This is a genomic window from Streptomyces noursei, from assembly GCF_016917755.1.
Classification (GTDB): Bacteria; Actinomycetota; Actinomycetes; order Streptomycetales; family Streptomycetaceae; genus Streptomyces; species Streptomyces yunnanensis.
Genome location: NZ_CP070326.1, coordinates 5,039,842 through 5,057,154, shown reverse-complemented (window position 1 = coordinate 5,057,154; position 17,313 = coordinate 5,039,842). Strand labels below are relative to the sequence as shown.

Here is a 17,313-nt window from a genome sequence, read left to right as displayed (position 1 = left end):
CAGGGCGAGAGCCAGCAACAGCAGGAGGCGGTTTCCGGTGAAGATCCGGGTGGAGCGCGATGTACTCGCGGAGGCAGTGGCCTGGGCGGCCAAGAGCCTCCCGGCCCGTCCGCCGGTGCCCGTCCTCGCGGGCCTGCTGCTGAAGGCAGACGACGGCGCACTGAGCCTCTCCGGCTTCGACTACGAGGTCTCCGCACGGGTCTCGGTGGAAGCCGATGTGGAGGAAGAGGGCACTGTCCTCGTCTCCGGCCGACTGCTCGCCGACATCTGCCGGGCGCTCCCCAACCGCCCGGTGGAGATTTCCACCGACGGTGTACGAGTGACCGTGGTGTGCGGCTCCTCCCGCTTCACCCTCCACACCCTGCCTGTGGAGGAGTACCCGTCCCTGCCGGCGATGCCCACCGCCACCGGCACCGTCGCCGCGGAGGTCTTCGCGGCGGCCGCCGCCCAGGTGGCCATCGCCGCCGGCCGCGACGACACGCTGCCGGTGCTCACCGGTGTGCGGATCGAGATCGAGGGCGACACCGTCACCCTGGCCTCCACCGACCGCTACCGCTTCGCGGTCCGCGAGTTCCTGTGGAAGCCGGAGAGCCCGGACACCTCCGCCGTCGCCCTGGTGCCCGCCAAGACGCTGCTGGACACCGCCAAGTCGCTGAGCAGCGGCGACACCGTGACGCTGGCCCTGTCCGGCTCCGGCCAGGGCGAGGGCCTGATCGGTTTCGAGGGTGCCGGCCGGCGGACCACGACCCGTCTGCTCGAGGGCGACCTGCCGAAGTACCGGACGCTCTTCCCGACCGAGTTCAACTCCGTCGCCGTGATCGAGACCGCCCCCTTCGTCGAGGCCGTCAAGCGTGTGGCGCTGGTCGCCGAGCGGAACACCCCGGTGCGGCTGAGCTTCGAGCAGGGCGTGCTGATCCTGGAGGCCGGCTCCAGCGACGATGCACAGGCTGTGGAAAGGGTCGACGCCGACCTGGACGGCGACGACATCTCGATCGCCTTCAACCCGGGCTTCCTGCTGGAGGGCCTGTCGGCGATCGACTCCCCGGTGGCCCAGCTGTCGTTCACGACCTCGACCAAGCCCGCGCTGCTCAGTGGCCGGCCGGCCAAGGACGCCGAGGCCGACGACGCCTACAAGTACCTGATCATGCCGGTCCGCCTCTCGGGCTGACGCGGCGGACGGCTTTCGTACCGACCGGGCCCCGGCTCTCCGCCGGGGCCCTTGCGGCGACTGGTTGACAGGCCCCGATGAGCGGCTGAGCCCACAGCTGTGCACAGGGTCTCGGGCGTAGGCTCGGACTCGGGTACGAACAGCAACCACTATGTGCAAAGAGGGTCTCTGATGGAGCTCGGTCTCGTCGGTCTCGGCAAGATGGGCGGCAACATGCGCGAGCGCATTCGCCGCGCCGGCCACACCGTCATCGGATACGACCGCAACCCCGACCTGGCCGACGTGGGCAGCCTGAAGGAGCTTGTGGACAGGCTCCAGGGTCCGCGAGTGGTCTGGGTCATGGTTCCGGCCGGTGCCGCCACCCAGTCGACGATCGACGAGCTGGCCGAGCTGCTCTCGCCCGGTGACCTCGTGGTGGACGGCGGCAACTCCCGCTGGACCGAGGACGAGAAGCATGCCGAGGAACTGGCCGCCAAGGGCATCGGCTTCGTCGACTGCGGCGTCTCCGGTGGCGTCTGGGGCCTGGAGAACGGCTATGCCCTGATGTACGGCGGCGACAAGGAGCATGTCGCCAAGGTGCAGCCGATCTTCGACGCCCTCAAGCCCGAGGGCGAGTTCGGCTCCGTGCACGCCGGCAAGGTGGGCGCGGGCCACTTCGCGAAGATGGTCCACAACGGCATCGAGTACGCGATGATGCAGGCGTACGCCGAGGGCTGGGAGCTGCTGGAGAAGGTCGACTCCGTGGAGAACGTCCGCGAGGTCTTCCGCTCCTGGCAGGAGGGCACGGTCATCCGCTCCTGGCTGCTGGACCTCGCGGTCAACGCCCTCGACGAGGACGAGCACCTGAACAAGCTGCGCGGTTACGCCGAGGACTCCGGCGAGGGCCGCTGGACGGTCGAGGCCGCGATCGACAACGCCGTGCCGCTGCCGGCGATCACGGCGTCGCTCTTCGCGCGCTTCGCGTCCCGCCAGGACGACTCCCCGCAGATGAAGATGATCGCCGCGCTCCGCAACCAGTTCGGTGGCCACGCGGTCGAGACCAAGAAGTAAGCACAACCAGCTCAGCAGCCGGGGGAGGTCGGCGCGTAGTCATGCACGTATCGCATCTGTCGCTTGCCGACTTCCGCTCGTACGCCCGGGTCGAGGTCGCGCTCGATCCGGGCGTCACGGCGTTCGTGGGCCCCAACGGGCAGGGCAAGACGAACCTGGTCGAGGCGGTCGGCTATCTCGCCACGCTCGGCAGTCACCGGGTCTCCTCGGACGCGCCGCTGGTGCGGATGGGCGCGGACCGGGCGATCATCCGGGCCGCGCTCGTCCAGGGCGAACGCCAGCAGCTGGTGGAGCTCGAACTCAACCCGGGCAAGGCCAACCGCGCCCGGATCAACAGATCGTCGCAGGTCAGGCCGCGTGACGTGCTGGGGATCGTACGGACGGTGCTGTTCGCGCCCGAGGACCTGGCGCTGGTCAAGGGCGACCCCGGCGAGCGCCGGCGGTTCCTCGACGAGCTGATCACCGCCCGCGTGCCGCGGATGGCCGGCGTGCGCGCGGACTACGACCGCGTCCTGAAGCAGCGGAACACCCTGTTGAAGACGGCGGCGCTGGCCCGTCGGCACGGCGGGCGGCAGATGGACCTGTCGACGCTGGACGTCTGGGACCAGCATCTGGCCCGGGCCGGTGCCGAACTCCTGGCCCAGCGGCTCGACCTGATCGCCACGCTGCGGCCGCTGGCGGACAAGGCGTACGAGCAACTGGCGCCCGGCGGCGGACCGTTGGGGTTGGAGTACCGCGGTTCCGCGGGCGAGGCGATGGCCGCCGCCACGAACCGCGAGGAGCTGTACGGCGCGCTGTTGGCGGCGCTGGGCGAGGCCCGCAAGAGCGAGATCGAGCGCGGGGTGACGCTGGTCGGGCCGCACCGGGACGACCTGCTGCTGAAGCTCGGTCAGCTGCCGGCGAAGGGCTATGCCAGCCACGGCGAGTCCTGGTCGTACGCGCTGGCGCTGCGGCTGGCCTCGTACGAGCTGCTGCGCGCGGAGGGCAACGAGCCGGTGCTTGTGCTCGACGATGTCTTCGCCGAGCTGGACGCGCGGCGCCGGGAGCGGCTGGCGGAGCTGGTGGCGCCGGGCGAACAGGTGCTGGTGACCGCGGCGGTGGACGACGATGTGCCGGGAGTGTTGGTGGGGGCGCGGTACGCGGTCTCCGGCGGCACGGTGGAGCGGGTGGACCGGTGAGCGAACCGCAGCCGGAACGGCCCAAGACTCCGGAACTGTCCGGTGTGGACCTCGCCCGCCAGGCGCTGGTGGCCGCCAAGGAGCAGGCGCGCGCCCGGGGCGCCGCCGCGCAGCAGAAGAAGCAGGCCCGCCGTGGTGGGCTGCGCTCGGGTGCGCGGGCGGACGGCCGGGACCCGCTGCCGCTGGGCGCCGCGATCAACCGCCTGATCACCGAGCGCGGTTGGGAGACCCCGGCGGCGGTCGGCGGGGTGATGGGCCGCTGGCCGCAGCTGGTGGGGCCCGAGGTGGCCCAGCACTGCGAGCCGCAGCGGTACGACGAGGACGCGCGTGTGCTGACGGTCCAGTGCGACTCGACGGCATGGGCGACGCAGCTGCGGCTGCTGGCCCCGACGCTGGTCGCCCGCCTCAACGAGGACCTGGGCCATGGCACGGTCAAGATGATCAAGGTGCTGGGGCCGGGCGGTCCCGGGCGCCGGTACGGACCGTTGCGCGCACCGGGCAGCCGGGGTCCCGGCGACACCTACGGCTGAGTGCGACGGCATGGCCGGGCGCGCGTGCCGAGGGGGGCGGTGTTTCACGTGAAACACCGCCCCCCTCGTGCTTTCTCGGCTGGTCAGGGGCCGTTTCACGTGAAACGACGCACTCCTGTGCGGGCCTTGTAAACACGTGTGACGCATGAGACTCCGCTCACGGTAGCCGGCGGTTGACAGCCCGAAGCGCTGAGTGCCCGCGTGAGCGCCCTGAGGCCCCGTCTCGCATATGGGGAGTCGGCGGACGTCAATTCAGGGCGGCACATGACGACTCAGGTGCCTGCAAACCCCCATGAGTGTCGGCGCTACCGGTAGACTGGTAGCAATCCCGCCCACTCGCGGAACAAGTCGAACGACGAGCCGCTCCCACCTGTCCTTCGCGGGGAGATCGCAACAGGTGTGGAAGGGCTCGTGCTGTGCCAGAAAGGGCGCTTCGTGGCCGACTCCGGCGACCTCAACGAGATCAACATGGCTTCTACCGAAGAGGGGGGTTCGGCCGGTGCCGTGGGCGACTCCTCGGTGGAGAAGTCGTACGATGCCAGCGCGATCACCGTCCTTGAGGGCCTGGACGCGGTTCGTAAGCGCCCCGGCATGTACATCGGCTCAACGGGCGAGCGCGGCCTGCACCACCTCGTGCAGGAGGTCGTCGACAACTCCGTCGACGAGGCGCTGGCAGGCTACGCCGACACCATCGAGGTGACGATCCTCGCCGACGGTGGAGTGCGGGTCGACGACAACGGCCGCGGTATCCCCGTCGGCATCGTGCCGTCCGAGAACAAGCCGGCCGTCGAGGTCGTGCTGACGGTCCTGCACGCCGGCGGCAAGTTCGGCGGCGGCGGCTACGCGGTCTCCGGCGGTCTGCACGGTGTGGGCGTCTCCGTGGTGAACGCCCTGTCGACCCGGGTCTCGGTCGAGATCTGCACGGACGGCTACCGCTGGACCCAGGACTACAAGCAGGGCGTGCCCACCGCCCCGCTGGCCAAGCACGAGGCCACCGACCAGCACGGCACCTCGGTCACCTTCTGGGCCGACCCCGAGATCTTCGAGACCACCACCTACAGCTTCGAGACGCTGTCCCGGCGCTTCCAGGAGATGGCGTTCCTCAACAAGGGGCTGACCATCTCGCTGAAGGACGAGCGCGCCGACCACGTGGACGAGGACGGCAAGCCGCTCTCGGTGCGGTACCACTACGAGGGCGGCATCGTCGACTTCGTGAAGTACCTCAACTCCCGCAAGGGCGAGCTGGTGCACCCGACGGTGGTCTCGGTGGAGGCCGAGGACAAGGAGCGGAACCTCTCCGTCGACCTCGCGATGCAGTGGAACACCCAGTACAGCGAGGGTGTCTACAGCTTCGCGAACATCATCCACACCCACGAGGGCGGTACCCACGAAGAGGGCTTCCGCGCCGCGCTGACCGGCCTGATCAACCGCTACGCGCGCGACAAGAAGCTGCTCCGCGAGAAGGACGACAACCTCACGGGCGAGGACATCCGCGAGGGTCTGACGGCGATCATCTCGGTCAAGCTCGCCGAGCCGCAGTTCGAGGGCCAGACCAAGACCAAGCTGGGCAACACCGAGGTGAAGACCTTCGTCCAGAAGGTCGTCCACGAGCACCTCAACGACTGGCTGGACCGCAACCCCAACGAGGCCGCGGACATCATCCGCAAGGGCATCCAGGCGGCCACCGCCCGGGTCGCGGCCCGCAAGGCGCGCGACCTGACCCGCCGCAAGGGCCTGCTGGAGACGGCGTCGCTGCCCGGCAAGCTGAGCGACTGCCAGTCCAACGACCCGACCAAGTGCGAGATCTTCATCGTCGAGGGTGACTCCGCCGGCGGCTCGGCCAAGTCCGGCCGTAACCCGGAGTACCAGGCGATCCTCCCGATCCGCGGCAAGATCCTCAACGTCGAGAAGGCCCGGGTCGACAAGATCCTGCAGAACAACGAGGTCCAGGCGCTGATCTCGGCGTTCGGCACGGGCGTGCACGAGGACTTCGACATCGAGAAGCTCCGGTACCACAAGATCATCTTGATGGCGGACGCCGACGTCGACGGTCAGCACATCAACACCCTGCTGCTGACCTTCCTGTTCCGCTTCATGCGCCCGCTGGTCGAGGCCGGCCACGTCTACCTCTCCCGCCCGCCGCTGTACAAGATCAAGTGGAGTCGGGACGACTTCGAGTACGCCTACTCCGACCCGGAGCGGGACACGCTGATCGAGCGCGGCAAGCAGAACGGCAAGCGGATCCGCGAGGACTCCATCCAGCGGTTCAAGGGTCTCGGCGAGATGAACGCCGAGGAACTGCGCATCACGACCATGGACACCGACCACCGTGTCCTCGGCCAGGTCTCGCTGGACGACGCGGCCCGCGCGGACGACCTGTTCTCCGTGCTGATGGGCGAGGACGTCGAGGCACGCCGCTCGTTCATCCAGCGCAACGCCAAGGACGTCCGCTTCCTCGACATCTGAGCCCTGTCGGCCCGCACAACAGCCGCAGCTCGAAAGGACTTTGAACCACCATGGCCGACGAGAACCCCCCTGTGACCCCGGACGGCGTGACCGCCGAGGGCGCGCCCGCCACCATCGAAGGCGTCGGAATGCGCGTCGAGCCCGTCGGGCTCGAAACGGAGATGCAGCGCTCCTACCTCGACTACGCGATGTCCGTCATCGTGTCGCGTGCGCTGCCCGACGTGCGCGACGGCCTCAAGCCGGTGCACCGCCGCGTGCTGTACGCGATGTACGACGGCGGCTACCGCCCCGAGAAGGGCTTCTACAAGTGCGCCCGCGTCGTCGGCGACGTCATGGGTACGTACCACCCGCACGGCGACACCTCCATCTACGACGCGCTGGTGCGCCTCGCGCAGCCGTGGTCGATGCGGATGCCGCTGGTCGACTCCAACGGCAACTTCGGTTCTCCGGGCAACGACCCGGCCGCCGCCATGCGGTACACCGAGTGCAAGATGAAGCAGCTGTCGATGGAGATGCTCCGGGACATCGACGAGGAGACTGTCGACTTCCAGGACAACTACGACGGCCGCAACCAGGAGCCGACGGTCCTGCCGTCCCGCTTCCCCAACCTGCTGATCAACGGCTCGGCCGGTATCGCCGTCGGTATGGCCACCAACATCCCGCCGCACAACCTCCGTGAGGTCGCGGACGGCGCGCAGTGGGCGCTGGCCCACCCGGAGGCGTCCAGCGAGGAGCTGCTGGACGCGCTGATCGAGCGGGTCAAGGGCCCGGACTTCCCCACCGGCGCGCTGGTGGTGGGCCGCAAGGGCATCGAGGAGGCGTACCGCACCGGCCGCGGCTCGATCACGATGCGCGCGGTGGTGGCGGTCGAGGAGATCCAGAACCGCCAGTGCCTGGTGGTCACCGAGCTGCCCTACCAGGTCAACCCGGACAACCTCGCGCAGAAGATCGCCGACCTGGTCAAGGACGGCAAGATCGGCGGCATCGCGGACGTCCGCGACGAGACCTCCTCGCGTACCGGCCAGCGGCTGGTCATCGTCCTCAAGCGGGACGCGGTCGCCAAGGTCGTTCTCAACAACCTCTACAAGCACACCGATCTGCAGACCAACTTCGGCGCGAACATGCTCGCGCTGGTCGACGGGGTGCCGCGCACGCTCTCCCTGGACGCGTTCATCCGCAACTGGGTCACGCACCAGATCGAGGTCATCGTCCGCCGGACGAAGTTCCGGCTGCGCAAGGCCGAGGAGCGGGCGCACATCCTGCGCGGTCTGCTCAAGGCGCTGGACGCCATCGACGAGGTCATCGCGCTGATCCGGCGCAGCGAGACGGTCGAGATCGCCCGCGAGGGCCTGATGGGCCTGCTGACCATCGACGAGATCCAGGCGAACGCGATCCTGGAGATGCAGCTGCGCCGGCTGGCCGCCCTGGAGCGCCAGAAGATCACCGCCGAGCACGACGAGCTCCAGCGCAAGATCAGCGAGTACAACGCGATCCTGGCCTCCCCGGAGCGGCAGCGCCAGATCATCAGCGAGGAACTGGCCGCGATCGTCGAGAAGTTCGGCGACGACCGGCGCAGCAAGCTGGTGCCCTTCGAGGGCGACATGTCCATCGAGGACCTGATCGCCGAGGAGGACATCGTCGTCACCATCTCCCGTGGCGGCTATGTGAAGCGGACGAAGACCGACGACTACCGCTCGCAGAAGCGCGGCGGCAAGGGCGTGCGGGGCACCAAGCTCAAGGAAGACGACATCGTCGACCACTTCTTCGTCTCCACCACCCACCACTGGCTGCTGTTCTTCACCAACAAGGGCCGGGTCTACCGCGCCAAGGCGTACGAACTCCCGGACGCCGGACGGGACGCCCGCGGCCAGCACGTGGCCAACCTCCTGGCCTTCCAGCCGGACGAGCAGATCGCGCAGATCCTGGCGATCCGCGACTACGAGGCGGCGCCGTACCTGGTCCTCGCGACCAAGGGCGGCCTGGTGAAGAAGACCCCGCTCAAGGACTACGACTCGCCCCGCTCCGGCGGCGTGATCGCGATCAACCTCCGCGAGCGGGAGGACGGCACGGACGACGAGCTGATCGGCGCCGAGCTGGTCTCGGAGACCGACGACCTGCTGCTGATCAGCAAGAAGGCCCAGTCGATCCGGTTCACCGCGACCGACGAGGCGCTGCGCCCGATGGGCCGGGCCACCTCCGGTGTGAAGGGCATGAGCTTCCGCGAGGGCGACGAGCTGCTGTCGCTGAACGTGGTCCGGGAGGGCACCTTCGTCTTCACCGCGACCGACGGCGGCTACGCCAAGCGCACTGCGGTCGACGAGTACCGTGTCCAGGGCCGCGGCGGCCTCGGCATCAAGGCCGCCAAGATCGTCGAGGACCGGGGTTCGCTGGTCGGGGCGTTGATCGTGGAGCAGGCCGACGAGATCCTCGCGATCACGCTCGGCGGTGGCGTGATCCGCACGCGGGTCAACGAGGTGCGGGAAACCGGCCGTGACACCATGGGCGTCCAACTGATCAACCTGGGCAAGCGGGATGCCGTCGTCGGCATCGCGCGCAACGCCGAGGCCGGCCGCGAGGCCGAGGAGGTCGACGGGCCCGACGGGCCCGAGGAGACCGGCGCGGCCGAGGAGCCCGGGGCCACCGCAGTCGAGGGCGAGCAGCCCGCGGCGGAGTAACACGAGGAGTAGGTCGTGAGTGGAGCCACGGGCGCTGCGACGGGAGATGCGGGAGTCACTTCGGACTCCGCGGCGGAACCCGCAACCGAAAGGGAACGCAGCGCCCGTGGCTCCGTCGCGTCCGACGGCATCCGGGGCGAGGGCGCCCATGAGGGGGGAACCGTGACGAATACCCGACAGCCGCAACCCCAGCCCCAGCCGCCGGCCGGGGGCGGTGGCCAGGGACAGCCGCAGGGAGGCGTACAACAGCCCTACCAGCCGCCCCAGGCGTACCACCCGGGCGGCGGCGGGGCCGAAGCCGGCCAGGCCGTGCGCAAGCCGCGTACGGGCGCCAGCACGGCGCCGCGGACGCGCAAGGCCCGCCTCCGGGTCGCGCGCACCGATCCCTGGTCGGTGATGAAGGTCAGCTTCCTGCTGTCCATCGCGCTGGGCATCTGCACGGTGGTGGCGGTGGCGGTGCTGTGGATGGTGATGGACGCGATGGGCGTCTTCTCCACGGTCGGCAAGACCCTCAGCGAGGCGACCGGCTCAGCCGAGGGCGGTGGCTTCGATCTGCAGTCGTTCCTCTCGCTGCCGCGGGTACTGCTGTTCACCTCGGTCATCGCGGTGATCGACGTGGTGCTGGCGACCGCGCTGGCCACCCTCGGCTCGTTCATCTACAACCTGTCAGCGGGCTTCGTGGGCGGCGTGGAGCTGACGCTCGCGGAGGACGAGTGAGCGCTCCCGGAAGGGGGGCGGCGCCGGGCGTTCCCAAGGCATCGGGAACCGATTTTGGGAACGCCTCTGAAGTGCGCTAATCTTCTGGTGCAGCGAGCGAGCGGCTATAGCTCAGACGGTTAGAGCGCTTCCCTGATAAGGAAGAGGCCCCAGGTTCAAGTCCTGGTAGCCGCACCGCACAGTCGGCCCGGCCGGAGATTTCTCCGGTCGGGCCGATGCTTTTGCCTGCCGCGCGGTCTTTTCGGGGCGGGGGAACCGGATCCGGGTGTGATTCGTTGTGATGGGGCGGGAGTTGGGGCCTTCGCGCACCTCCGGATGAGGTGTTGCCGAGTGCGGGCTAGATAACCGATCGGTATCGACCGGTGTGTATCATCGGCCGACATAGGGTCCCCTACGTCAACGAAAGACGAGGTCGCGCGGTGAAGAAGCTTCTCCTGGTCGCACTGGCCGCCATCGGCGGGCTCCTCGTGTACCGCCAGATCCAGGCGGATCGCGCCGAGCAGGATCTGTGGACGGAGGCGACCGACTCCGTGCCCGCAGGTTCGGGTGTGTGAGACCACACGCACAGCACATTTCGTATGGACCCCGGTTGCCCATGGGCGGCCGGGGTTTCGTACGTACCGGGGCGGGAACACGGGCTTGTGGGTTTGCTATCGCACATTGATGGGTTGCAGCGGCAAAGTCGCTGGTCCTGAAGTCGATGTCCGGGCTGTGACCGGCAGACGCGAGGGGGACGAGGACATGGCACGACCACCACGCAGCGGGGCGGTGGCGCCGGCGGTGGGGGTACCCCCCGCCCGAACCGGGGCGAGAGCCTGGGGGAGAGCCGTGCTGGCCCTGGCCGCGGCGGTGCTCCCGGTCGCGGCGGCGCTTCCCGCCACGGCGGCCCCGCAGGTGGCGCCGGCCGCCGACGGCAGCGGACTGGTGATGGTCCTCGACTCCTCCGGCTCGATGGCCGGGAGCGACGGGGCCGGCAGCACCCGTATCGCCGACGCCCGCCGGGCCGTCGGCACACTCGTGGACGGCCTGCCCGAGGGCTATCCCGCCGGCCTGCGGGTCTACGGCGCGGACAAGCCCAAGGGGTGTGACGACACCCGGCTCGCCCAGCCCGTCGCCCCGTTGGACCGGGACGGCCTCAAAAAGGCCGTGGCGGGCGTGCGTCCCAAGGGCGACACCCCCATCGGGCTCTCCCTGACCAAGGCCGCCCAGGACCTCCCCAAGCCGGCCGCCGGTGGCGTCGGCAAGCGCACCATCGTGCTGATCTCCGACGGGGAGGACACCTGCCACACCCCGTCGCCGTGCCAGATCGCCTCCCAACTCGCCACGTCCGGCGGCGATCTGCACATCGACGTCGTCGGCTTCCAGGTGGCCGGCAGCGCCCGCGCCCAGTTGGAGTGCATCGCCAAGTCCGGCAACGGCCAGTACTACGACGCCCCCGACGCCCGGTCGCTCACCCGCCAGCTCCAGCGCGCCGGCCAACTCTCCGCGAGCGGCTACCGGTTCCAGGGCAAGCAGGTCCGCGGCACCGACGACCGGACGGGCGCACCGGTCGTCGCCCCCGGGCAGTACCTGGACAGCATCGGGCCCAACGAGAAGCGGTACTACGCCGTCGACCTGGACGCCGCCTCGGCGGCAGACTTCTCGGCCACCGTGGTGCCACCGTCCGGTGCGGCGATCGACTACCTCGACACCCTGCGCACCCAGATCGTCCGGGACAAGGACGGCAGTTGCGAGTCCTCCACCGCCCTGTTCGGGCAGCGGGAGGGGGCCACGCCGCTGACCTCGGGCGTCAGCCGCATCCCGACGCAGAGCGGCACCGGCACCTGCGACAAGGCGGGCCGTTACTGGCTGGTCGTCGAGCGCCATGCGGACACCGGCTCGGACGCCGCGCGCTGGCCGATGGAGCTGATGTTTCACGTGGAACATCCGCTGCCGAAGGGCACCACCCCCGCACAGTCGTCCCCGGAGTACGGTGCGGGCGGCAAGAACGCCGAGCTGCCCACCACGGCGCCCAAGGACGTCACCGGCGGCACCGGATTCAACGACGCCCGCCCGTTGGGCCCGGGCGTCTGGCGGGACCAGATCCTCCCGGCGCAGACGCTCTGGTACAAGGTGCCGGTCAGCTGGGGCCAACAGCTGCGCTACGACGTGGAGTTCGCCAACGAACCGCGCTCCGAGGGCAGCTCCCACACCTCGTTCGGCAGCACCCAGGTCTACACGCCGTTCCGGGCCCCGGTCGGCAGCGGAACCGGCGTCTTCAACCCACAGGTGCCCTACAACGGGCGGCCGGCCTCGCTGAGCATGGGGACGGTGCCGGTCTCCTGGACCAACCGCTACGAGACCCACCCCAACGTCATCCCCGTCCACGCCAAGGGCGACTTCTACATCGCGGTGACGCTCGGCGCCAGGGCCGCCCAGGTCGCACAGGACCCGCGGATCGGCGTGGTGCTGCGGGTCGCCGTCCTGGGACGGGCCAAGGCCGGGCCGGAGGCCGGTGCCGCGGCGATCAAGGGGCAGGCGCCCGACGGCGATTCGGGCCCCACCGACAGCGCGACGGACAGCGGCGGCTGGTCCGGGCTCCGGGTCGCCGGGGTCTCCGTGGGCGTGGTGGGCGTCCTGATGCTGGCCGGGCTGGGCACGGCGTACGCCCGGGCCCGCCGCAAGCCGGTGCCGGGCGACGCACGGTGAGCGCAGGCCCAACGGGACGGCGGCGCTCGCCGTCCTGGCGGCGCTGACCGCGCCGGCCCTCCTGCCGGGTGCAAGTCAGCCGGCGAGCAGCGACCACACCCCGATCGCGATGCACAGCAGCGCCACGATCAGGACCGGGATCGCGACCTTCGGGGGCGGTCCCGGTTTCCGTACCGGCCCGGCCGGGGGAGGCACCGCCGGCACCCCGACGCCTCCGGTCGGCGGATGCTGCCCCGGCAGCGGCGGCTGTCCGGCGGTGTACGGGCGGGTCGCGGACGGCTCCGGGCGTGCCGCGGCCGTCGGCTCGTACCGCGGCATCGGGGCCGGGGCCGGGGCGGCCGGCGCCGGGGTCCGGGGCGGGGTGGTCGGCGGGGCCGGGACGGTGCCGCGCGGCGGGGTGCTCGGCGGTGGGGCGGTCGGCGGAGCGAAGGGCGGCGGGGTGCTCGGCAGCGGCGGGACGGACGGTTCCGGCGGCGCGAGGTGGAAGCTCCCGGTGCCCGACAGGGGCGCCTGGACGGCGTCCGTGCCCTGGCCCCCGGTGGTCCCGGCGGTTCCCGTGGCCCCGGCGGCGGCCACGCCGGTGCGCCCGGTGGTGTCCCCGCCCGGAGCGCCGCGCAGCGGCCCGTCCGGACCGAACCCCGACGGCAGCGGCCCGATGTGGTCGAAGACCTCGACGACCTCGTCCTCCAGCGTCACCTCCGGCAGCAGATCGGCCGCCGCCAGCAGCGCCTTCCGGGCCCCTGTCGCGGTTCTGAACCGGGCGTCCGGGTCCGGGTGCAGCAGCGACGCCAGCACCTGCCACAGCGGCTCCGGCACGTCCTCGGGTGCGTTCGGTATGCCGCCGTGGTCCATGAACCGCCGGACCAGCGCCTCGGTGTCCGGCTTGGCGCCGGTGATCAGGCTCAGTGCGACCAGTCCGGCCGCGAACAGGTCCGCGGGGAAGTCCGGCTCGGAACCCAGCATCTGCTCCGGCGCGAAGTAACCCGGCGTCCCCACCACGTAGTTGGTCTCGGTCAGTCGCGGCTCGCCCTTGCGCATCGCGATGCCGAAGTCGGACAGCCGCAGATGCGGACGGCCGGTGCCGGTGGCCTCCAGCAGGATGTTGGCTGGCTTGATGTCCCGGTGCACCACGCCCTCGGCGTGCACGGCGGTCAGCCCGGCCAACAGCTGGTCCATCAGCGCACACACCATCCGCGGCGGCAACGGGCCGTAGTCACCGATCAGATGGGCCAGCGAGCCGCCGTGCACCAGATCCATGGTGAACAGCACCTTGTCGTCGTCCGCCGCCCAGCTCGCCGGGGCCAGTACGTGCGGATGGTCGATCCGCAGCGCCTGCTCGCGGACGAAGCGCAGCAGCGTGTGCGCATCGCTCTGCTGCAGCACTTTGGCCGCCACATAACGGCGGCGCCGGTGGTCCCAGGCGCGCCAGACCGCGCCCACCCCGCCCCGACCGATCGGGTCCACGAGCTCGTACCGACCGGCGAAGATCTCACCCATTGCGCCCCGTCCGCTGCTGGATCCGACTCCCTGCGGCCAACTCGCCTGCGGCCGACCGCGCTTGGCCCTAGCTCTGGTGCGACTCGTAGTGGGCGACCGCGTCGGCGGTGCGACCGGCACCGTAGACCCGGAGGAACTCTGCCAGTTCGGGGTGGGTGGCGGCGAGGCTGTTGGCCGCGTCGATGATCTCGCCGGCGTCGGAGACCGACCGCAGCAGCGACTGGATCTCCCGCACCACCCGGCGCACGGTGGTGGCGCCCGTCGACGACGTGTTCTGGGTGGTGTTGTTCAGCACCGACCCGCCCGCCGTCTTCTTGATCTCCTCCATCCGGTCGGTGGCCTCGGCGGCGCTGACCCGACCGTCCGCGACCTGACCGGCCAACTCCTGCAGCGCCTGCACCCGCTGCACCACGGCCGGGTTGCCTATCTTCGCGCGCTGCCCGCTCATCAGCTGGGACAACATCGGCGCGGACAGACCGAGCACCGCGGCCAGCCGGGCCTGGTTCAGCCCGAGGTCGTCGATCAGACGGCGGAACAGCGCGCCCAGAGGTTCTCCGTACCAACTGCGCTGGAGCTCCCGGGCCCGCGCGGTGGCTTCCTGCTGTGCTGCATCCATGCCGTCTCCCCTGTATCCCCGATCGCGCTTCGCTGCCGCGAATCTCGCGAAGCATCCTACGGAGAGCGACGGTGCGCGGCGATACCCGGTCGGGAAAGCACCCCGACACCGGGTACCCTGTTCGGCGAAGGGGCCTTAGCTCAGTTGGTAGAGCGCTGTCTTTGCATGGCAGATGTCAGGGGTTCGACTCCCCTAGGCTCCACCCCCAAACCCCTCCGACCTGTGGGAACGCAGCCGGAGGGGTCTTTTTGTGCGCCGCTGAGGGCGGGGCCGGGCCGTCGCGGCGGCGGCCGTCACCGCCGGCCCGTGGCGCCCGCGCGGAAGATCAGCAGGACCGCCGCGAGCCCGGCGACGACGAGCACCAGGCCCGCATCCCGCGGCCCGCCCAGGGTGCCCAGGACCGCCACGCCCAACGCCGAGCCGGCCTGCCGGATCCCGTTCAGGGCGCCCTGCGCGGTGGCGGCCAGCTCGGCCGGCGCCTCGACGGCCATCGCGGCGGCGGCACCCGGGATGGAGAGGGTGCCCGCGGCGGCGAGCGCCAGCTCGGCCACCACCAGCAGGGGGAGCGGCGGCCGGCCGCCGGCGAGCAGCAGCAGCCCGCCGGCCAGCGCGGTGGCCGCCATCCCGGCCAGCAGCACCGGACGGGCGCCGTGCCGGGCACCAGCCGTCCGGTGAAGAACGGCATCACGCACACCGGGAAGGTGAGCGGCAGGGAGGCCAGCCCGGCGGCGAGCGGCGAGAGCGCGTAGGTGCGCTGCAGCCACAGGGCGAGCAGGTACATCCCGCCGAAGTAGGCGAAGCAGGACACCGCGGCGGCCAGCACGGCGGACCGTGCCCGGGGGAGTGCGAGCAGCGCCGGCGGCAGCACGGGCGCCGCGACCCGGCGTTCCACGGCGGCCAGCGCGACGAAGGCGACCACCGCGGCCGCGAGCGGCCCCCAGGCGGACGGCGCGGACCAGCCCTCGATGCCGGCCTGGACCAGCCCGAAGGTGAGCGCGCCGAGCGCGCCGGTGGACAGCAGCAGCCCGGACCGGTCCAGGGTGTGTGGCGCGGCGCCGGCGGCCCGCGGAGCCGGCGCCGGGAGCCGGCGGGCGAGCAGCAGCGCGGCCAGCGCGATCGGCGGGTTCACCAGGAACACCAGCCGCCAGCCGCCGAGTTCGACCAGGCCGCCGCCCAGCACCGGGCCGGCCGCCGCGCCCAGTCCGCTCAGTGCGGCCCAGGCGCCGATCGCCCGGGTGCGCCGCGCGGGGTCGGGATAGAGCGCGATGAGCAGCGCCAGTGAGGCCGGCACCAGCCCGGCGCCGGCCGCCCCCAGCAGCGCCCGCCCGGCGATCAGCGCGCCGGCACCGGGCGCCGCGGCACAGAGCACGGACAGCACGGCGAAGCCGATCAATGCCCCGACGTACATCCGGCGCGCGCCCCACCGGTCGGCGAACACCCCGGCGGCGAGCAGCAGTCCGGCGAAGACCACGGTGTAGGCGTCGACCGCCCAGGGCAGTGCGGCGGCGGCCGGGTGCAGCGCACGCCGCAGGTCGGGGAGGGCGACGTTGAGGATCGTGGTGTCGAGGAGGACGAGCAGATTGCCGGCGGCGATGCCGGCGAACGCGAGCCGGGAGCGGGCGGGTGCCGGCGCGAGGGCGCCGGTGGCCGGCGCGCGGGTGTCGGTGGTCATGGCAGCACGGTCGCCCCGGACCGGCCCGGCCCGCGACACCGCACTTCCGATATCCCCATCGGAAACCTCGATGGCCGGTGGCATCCTTGCGGGGTGGACTCCCGCTACCTCCGCGCCTTCGTCGCCGTCGTCGAACACGGCGGAATCTCCGCCGCCGCCCAGGAGTTGGGCTACGCCCAGTCCAGCGTGAGCGCCCAGCTCAAACGCCTGGAGGCGGAGCTGGACGCGACGGTCCTGGTGCGGGCCGGCACCGGCGCCACGCTCACCGACGCCGGACGGCGCCTGCTGCCGCACGCCCGCGAGGCGCTGGAACTGGACGAGCGGATGCGCCGGGCCGCACGCGGCGAGCGCCCCCGACTGCGCATCGGCGCCCAGGAGTCGCTGGCGCACGCCTGGATGCCGGAGGTGCTGGCGGCCCTGGAGTACGGCGCGGCCGGGCCGGGCACCAGCACCGAGGTCGAGCTGACGGTCGGCAACCGCGACCGGGTGCAACGGGCCTTCGGCGCGGGCGAAGTGGACGTGGCGTTCCAGTACGACAACGGGCAGCGGGCGGTCGGCCCGCACGCCGTCGTCGGCCATGACCGCACGGTCCTGGTGGCGGGGCCCGGCCACCCGCTGGCCCGGCAGGAGCGGGTGACGTCGGATCACCTCCTGGACTGCCCGTTCCTCGTCGCCGAGCGGGGCTGCACCTCCGAGATGCTGGTGGACCACCTGGGCCGGGACCTGCTCGCCGGGGCGCACACCGCGACGGTCACCGGCTCGCTGTCCGCGCTGCTCCGGCTGACCGCCCACGGCCAGGGCGTCTCGCTGCTGCCGGCGCTGGCCGTCGCCCGGGAGCTGGAACAGGGCGACCTGGTCACCCTCCGGCTCGTCGAGCCGCTCCGCCCGGTCAGCATCATCGCCCAGTGGCACCCCCGCCTCGGCCTCGCCGAACGGCCCCTGCAGGCCCTCCTCGACCTGGCCCGGCGGGCCGACCCGCTGGCCGGGCAGGGGAGCCGGGCCGAGGTGTCCTGAGCTGCCGCCCACCGGGCCTGCGCCGGCACCCGCCGACGGGCC

14 protein-coding genes and 2 tRNA genes are annotated in these 17,313 nt (G+C 71.4%); 12 read left to right on the top strand and 4 right to left on the bottom strand.

Annotation, left to right across the window (positions count from 1 at the left end):
• Window positions 1-37 precede the first annotated feature (37 nt).
• The 10 genes from dnaN (at window position 38) to JNO44_RS22250 (ending at window position 12,472) form a co-directional block, all read left to right on the top strand.
• Window positions 38-1,168 carry a DNA polymerase III subunit beta gene (dnaN, locus tag JNO44_RS22295; RefSeq protein WP_039634734.1) on the top strand — a complete coding sequence of 377 codons (1,131 nt, stop codon included), beginning with the start codon at window positions 38-40 and terminating at the stop codon, window positions 1,166-1,168.
• A gap of 171 nt (window positions 1,169-1,339) precedes the next feature.
• Complete coding sequence (gnd, locus tag JNO44_RS22290) at window positions 1,340-2,218, top strand: phosphogluconate dehydrogenase (NAD(+)-dependent, decarboxylating) (protein WP_039634736.1); 879 nt, start codon at window positions 1,340-1,342, stop codon at window positions 2,216-2,218.
• Window positions 2,219-2,259: 41 nt separating this feature from the next.
• Entirely contained in the window at window positions 2,260-3,396 is a 1,137-nt protein-coding gene (recF, locus tag JNO44_RS22285) for a DNA replication/repair protein RecF (RefSeq protein ID WP_205365813.1), read from the top strand.
• Entirely contained in the window at window positions 3,393-3,926 is a 534-nt protein-coding gene (locus JNO44_RS22280) for a DciA family protein (RefSeq protein ID WP_039634740.1), read from the top strand. Before recF ends, JNO44_RS22280 begins: the two co-directional genes overlap by 4 nt.
• 411 nt (window positions 3,927-4,337) lie before the next feature.
• Window positions 4,338-6,392, top strand: coding sequence for a DNA topoisomerase (ATP-hydrolyzing) subunit B (gyrB, locus tag JNO44_RS22275; protein WP_275695761.1), 2,055 nt, complete (start codon window positions 4,338-4,340; stop codon window positions 6,390-6,392).
• Window positions 6,393-6,442: 50 nt separating this feature from the next.
• Window positions 6,443-9,067, top strand: a complete 2,625-nt coding sequence (gene gyrA, locus JNO44_RS22270; RefSeq protein WP_205365812.1) for a DNA gyrase subunit A — start codon at window positions 6,443-6,445, stop codon at window positions 9,065-9,067.
• 15 nt (window positions 9,068-9,082) lie between these two features.
• Window positions 9,083-9,784 (top strand): DUF3566 domain-containing protein, encoded by a 702-nt coding sequence (locus tag JNO44_RS22265; protein WP_235093804.1) that lies wholly within the window; start codon window positions 9,083-9,085, stop codon window positions 9,782-9,784.
• Between the two features lie 100 nt (window positions 9,785-9,884).
• A tRNA-Ile gene (locus JNO44_RS22260) sits at window positions 9,885-9,958 on the top strand.
• 245 nt (window positions 9,959-10,203) lie between these two features.
• Window positions 10,204-10,338: a DLW-39 family protein gene (locus JNO44_RS22255; RefSeq protein ID WP_003958712.1), complete on the top strand. Its 135-nt coding sequence runs from the start codon at window positions 10,204-10,206 to the stop codon at window positions 10,336-10,338.
• Between the two features lie 274 nt (window positions 10,339-10,612).
• Window positions 10,613-12,472: a vWA domain-containing protein gene (locus JNO44_RS22250; protein WP_240167613.1), complete on the top strand. Its 1,860-nt coding sequence runs from the start codon at window positions 10,613-10,615 to the stop codon at window positions 12,470-12,472.
• A gap of 75 nt (window positions 12,473-12,547) precedes the next feature.
• Here the strand turns inward: JNO44_RS22250 and JNO44_RS22245 are convergent, their stop codons facing one another.
• Both JNO44_RS22245 and JNO44_RS22240 read right to left on the bottom strand, forming a co-directional pair.
• On the bottom strand, window positions 12,548-13,969 hold the full coding sequence (locus JNO44_RS22245; RefSeq protein ID WP_205365809.1) for a serine/threonine-protein kinase: 1,422 nt from the start codon (window positions 13,967-13,969) through the stop codon (window positions 12,548-12,550).
• A 67-nt stretch (window positions 13,970-14,036) separates the two neighbouring features.
• Window positions 14,037-14,585: a helix-turn-helix domain-containing protein gene (locus JNO44_RS22240; RefSeq protein ID WP_039634751.1), complete on the bottom strand. Its 549-nt coding sequence runs from the start codon at window positions 14,583-14,585 to the stop codon at window positions 14,037-14,039.
• A 129-nt stretch (window positions 14,586-14,714) separates the two neighbouring features.
• Here JNO44_RS22240 and JNO44_RS22235 point away from each other — a divergent pair.
• Window positions 14,715-14,787: transfer RNA gene (locus JNO44_RS22235), tRNA-Ala, on the top strand.
• A gap of 91 nt (window positions 14,788-14,878) precedes the next feature.
• Here JNO44_RS22235 and JNO44_RS43600 read toward each other — a convergent pair.
• Together JNO44_RS43600 and JNO44_RS22230 are read right to left on the bottom strand one after the other, a co-directional pair.
• A complete protein-coding gene (locus JNO44_RS43600; protein WP_240167612.1) occupies window positions 14,879-15,076 on the bottom strand; it encodes a hypothetical protein in 198 nt (65 codons plus the stop codon).
• Window positions 15,025-16,257, bottom strand: a complete 1,233-nt coding sequence (locus tag JNO44_RS22230) for an MFS transporter (RefSeq protein ID WP_240167611.1) — start codon at window positions 16,255-16,257, stop codon at window positions 15,025-15,027. Before JNO44_RS22230 ends, JNO44_RS43600 begins: the two co-directional genes overlap by 52 nt.
• Before the next feature lie 93 nt (window positions 16,258-16,350).
• Between JNO44_RS22230 and JNO44_RS22225 the strand changes: the two genes are divergently transcribed.
• Window positions 16,351-17,271, top strand: coding sequence for a LysR family transcriptional regulator (locus tag JNO44_RS22225; protein ID WP_205365808.1), 921 nt, complete (start codon window positions 16,351-16,353; stop codon window positions 17,269-17,271).
• The last annotated feature ends 42 nt before the right edge of the window (window positions 17,272-17,313 follow it).

What these genes read in the sequence shown, in the direction of transcription:
- gnd (WP_039634736.1), top strand. Translation starts at nt 1,340, where the DNA reads ATGGAGCTCGGTCTCGTCGGTCTCGGCAAGATGGGCGGCAACATGCGC.
- recF (WP_205365813.1), top strand. Translation starts at nt 2,260, where the DNA reads ATGCACGTATCGCATCTGTCGCTTGCCGACTTCCGCTCGTACGCCCGG.
- gyrA (WP_205365812.1), top strand. Translation starts at nt 6,443, where the DNA reads ATGGCCGACGAGAACCCCCCTGTGACCCCGGACGGCGTGACCGCCGAG.
- JNO44_RS22245 (WP_205365809.1), bottom strand. Translation starts at nt 13,969, where the DNA reads ATGGGTGAGATCTTCGCCGGTCGGTACGAGCTCGTGGACCCGATCGGT.
- JNO44_RS22240 (WP_039634751.1), bottom strand. Translation starts at nt 14,585, where the DNA reads ATGGATGCAGCACAGCAGGAAGCCACCGCGCGGGCCCGGGAGCTCCAG.
- JNO44_RS43600 (WP_240167612.1), bottom strand. Translation starts at nt 15,076, where the DNA reads ATGGCCGTCGAGGCGCCGGCCGAGCTGGCCGCCACCGCGCAGGGCGCC.
- JNO44_RS22230 (WP_240167611.1), bottom strand. Translation starts at nt 16,257, where the DNA reads ATGACCACCGACACCCGCGCGCCGGCCACCGGCGCCCTCGCGCCGGCA.